3 protein-coding genes are annotated in these 2,949 nt (G+C 73.7%); all 3 read right to left on the bottom strand.

Features of this window, described 5'->3' with window-relative positions; translation table 11 throughout:
* Positions 1 to 1,132: alpha/beta hydrolase (locus FV223_RS24205; RefSeq protein WP_147729358.1), on the bottom strand; the 1,132-nt coding region annotated here is incomplete at its 3' end.
* Positions 1,133 to 1,263: 131 nt separating this feature from the next.
* Positions 1,264 to 1,722 (bottom strand): response regulator, encoded by a 459-nt coding sequence (locus FV223_RS24200; RefSeq protein ID WP_147729357.1) that lies wholly within the window; start codon positions 1,720 to 1,722, stop codon positions 1,264 to 1,266.
* Positions 1,723 to 1,937: 215 nt separating this feature from the next.
* A complete protein-coding gene (locus FV223_RS24195) occupies positions 1,938 to 2,819 on the bottom strand; it encodes a dienelactone hydrolase family protein (protein WP_147729356.1) in 882 nt (293 codons plus the stop codon).
* Positions 2,820 to 2,949: the final 130 nt, after the last annotated feature.

Here is a 2,949-nt window from a genome sequence, read left to right as displayed (position 1 = left end):
CCGCCGGCGTGACGGCGGCGGGCGGGCTCGCGCGCGGCGTCTCGACGAAGAGGCGCTTCACCGGCCAGCCGTCGGCCCAGCGCTCCATGTCGCCGAAGCGCGGATTGGTCTTCAGGCCGGTGGCGTCCTGACCGGCGAAGGCCGCGGTCGCCGCGAGGTCGAAGGTCTTCCAGAACGCGAGGTAGTCGAGGGTGTCGGCGCGGGCGTTGTTGATCTGCGCCACCAGCGTCTGCTGCTCGCCGGAGAGCGACATGTCGGCCAACCACTTGAACGGCGGCGGCTTGGTGTCCTTCGGGTCGGCCGGCAGCTTGATCGCCGCGCCGTCGAACGCGGCATCGAGCCCGGCCGGCGCCGCAAGCGTCGCGGTGAGCGCCGGGAAGCCGTGGTCGTCGGAAAGCGCGCGCATGAACAGCTTGCGCTCCGTCGGCACGGCGCTCGCCTCGCGCAGCAGCCGGCGGGCGGCCAGGTCGGCCGCGCGGGCGTCGCGATCGCCGATCATGGCGATCAGCAGCGTCTGCGGCGCGATCTTCGCGAGATCGCCGAGCACGATGCCGCGCGACTTCGGCCCGCTGGCGATGCCGCCCGGCATCACCCCGAACACCAGCTTCGGCACGGGCAGGTCCTGCGCCTTCGCGTCGGCCGCGATGTCCATGGCGAGCGGGACGCCCGCGAGGTGGCCGATCAGCGCGACCTTCCCCAGGTCGGGCTTGCCCTCCGCGTCGGCGGCCAGCGCCTCGAAGGCGGTCTTGAGCGCGCCCTCCGCGTTGGCGACCGCATCGACGGGCCGGGTCCGGTTCACGTCCTGGAAGCGCGGGAACAGGACGAGCCAGCCGTTGCGGGCGAGATGGTCGATCCAGGCGCCGTAGCTCTGCGGGTTGGTGGCGCCCCAGCCGTGCAGGAGCACCGCGACCGGGCGCCCCTCGGCGGGGGCCGCGCCGGCGGCGTGGAACACGAAGGTCGAGGCGCCGGTGCGCCCGACCGCGCGCTTGACGATGGTGAGCTTGCGGTCGCCGACGCCGCCCGGCCCGTTGTTCGGCTGGGCCGGCGGCGCCGCGGCCGCGGCGGGCAGCACCGAGACGAGGAGGCCGAACAGGCCCGCGGCCAACGGGCCGCGATGGTCTTTCAGGAACATGGACGGCTCGATCGCTTCGAGAAGGGGGGCGGACCGCTCGTGGGCCGGCATAGCAGATTCGGCCTCCGGGGCGATGCGCCGGCCGCCTCGCGGCAGGCCCTGCACCGGGGCGGGGTTCGCACGGCGAAGCCTCAGGGTTCGAGGGCGTGCGGGACCAGCTTGCCGCCGGGGCCGATCACCGACGGCCCCGTCGACGATCCGGCCGGGCGCCCGGCCGCCTGCTCGACCCAGGCCAGGATGTCCTCGGCCCGCCACGGCTTCGGGATGAAGGTCGCCGAGACGCGCAGGTCGCTCGGCTGGTCGCCGGCATCGCCCGAGGTGAGGAGCACGCGCACCCGCGGCCACGTGACGCCGATGATCCGCGCCAGCTCGAAACCGCCGATCGGTCCCGGCGTGCGCACGTCCGAGAAGACCACGCTGACCTCGTCGCCGCGATCGTTGAGGATGGCGAGCGCCCGCTCCGCGGTCTCCGCCTCGATCACGGTGAAGCCGGTTTCCTCCAGGAGGGTCGCGGCGAGGAAGCGCTCGTCCGGTTGATCCTCCACCACGAGGATGACGGGCTTCTGTCCGGGCGGGTTCACGTCGGTCATAGCCGGGACACTCTAAGCGGGCCGGATGGTCGGCCCCTCGGATCGGTCGTTCATCGCCATCGTCGATGCGAACGGGGGTCGACCCGTGCGTGCACGCGCCGCCCGGCCCCATCCTGGCATAAACCGGTCGTCCCCGCCGTGTCGGATAGGGCACACAACCCTGAAGGAGCGTGCCGGAGCTGCCGTGACCGCTGGTCGCGGCCCGTCGGCGCGACTTAGCCGACGCCGTTCGCCTTCAGGAATGCGAGGGCGCGGCGCCAGCCGTCCTCGGCCGCCTCCTTGCGGTAGCTCGGCCGGTAATCGGCATGGAAGCCGTGCGGGGCGTCCGGGTAGACGACCAGCTCCACCGGCTTGCCGGCGGCCTTCGCCGCATCGCGGGCGGCCTCGGCGGTCGCGACCGGGATGCCGGTGTCGGCGCCGCCGTAGAGGCCGAGCAGCGGTGCGTTGAGCTGGCCGGCGACCGATCCGGCGCTGCGCGGCTGGATGTCGGTCGGGTCGCCGCCGAGCGGGCCGTACCAGGCGACCGCCGCCTTCAGGTCGCGGCGGTGGGCGTCGTAGAGCCAGGCGGCACGGCCGCCGCGGCACCAGCCCATCACCCCAAAGCGCGCCGGATCGCCCTTGGCGGCGGAGGTCGCCCAGGCGACGGTGGCGTCGAGGTCGCCGATCCACTGCGCGTCCGGCGTCTTCGAGATCACGTCGCGGATGATCAGCTTGGGGTCGGTCATCTGCGACAGGTCGCCCTGTCGGGCGTAGAGTTCCGGCGCCACGGCGCAGTAGCCGGCCTTGGCCAGGCGGCGGCAGATGTCCTTGATGTATTCGTGGACGCCGAAGATCTCCTCGATCACCAGCACCAGCGGAAACGGCCCGGCCCCCTCGGGGGCCGCGCGGTAGCCCGGCATCGGCCCGTCGGCCGCCGGGATCCGCACCTCGCTGGCCTCGATCCCGGTGTCGTCGGTGTGGATGACCTGCGCCTCCACCGGCGTCACCGCGAGGGTGAAGCCGCTGATCAGGCTCGTCATCACGAAGCCCCGCCGCGACAGCGGCGGGACGATCAATCCGTCGAGGCCCTCGCCGCCGCCTTCGTTGTCGTGCGTCATGCCGTGCTCCTCGAACCCTCCGGCCAGCGCACCACGCCGCCGGGCCCGGGTCAACCGTGCGGAGCCGCCCGGGCGGGACGCTCAGGCGCCGGCGGAGACCCGCGCCGCCCGCCGCGCCGAGGGCCTGTGG

Source organism: Methylobacterium sp. WL116 (assembly GCF_008039455.1).
Lineage (GTDB): Bacteria > Pseudomonadota > Alphaproteobacteria > Rhizobiales > Beijerinckiaceae > Methylobacterium.
The sequence above is the reverse complement of the archived record's forward strand: the minus strand, read 5'-3'. Positions and strand labels throughout refer to the sequence as shown.

What these genes read in the sequence shown, in the direction of transcription:
- FV223_RS24200 (WP_147729357.1), bottom strand. Translation starts at nt 1,722, where the DNA reads ATGACCGACGTGAACCCGCCCGGACAGAAGCCCGTCATCCTCGTGGTG.
- FV223_RS24195 (WP_147729356.1), bottom strand. Translation starts at nt 2,819, where the DNA reads ATGACGCACGACAACGAAGGCGGCGGCGAGGGCCTCGACGGATTGATC.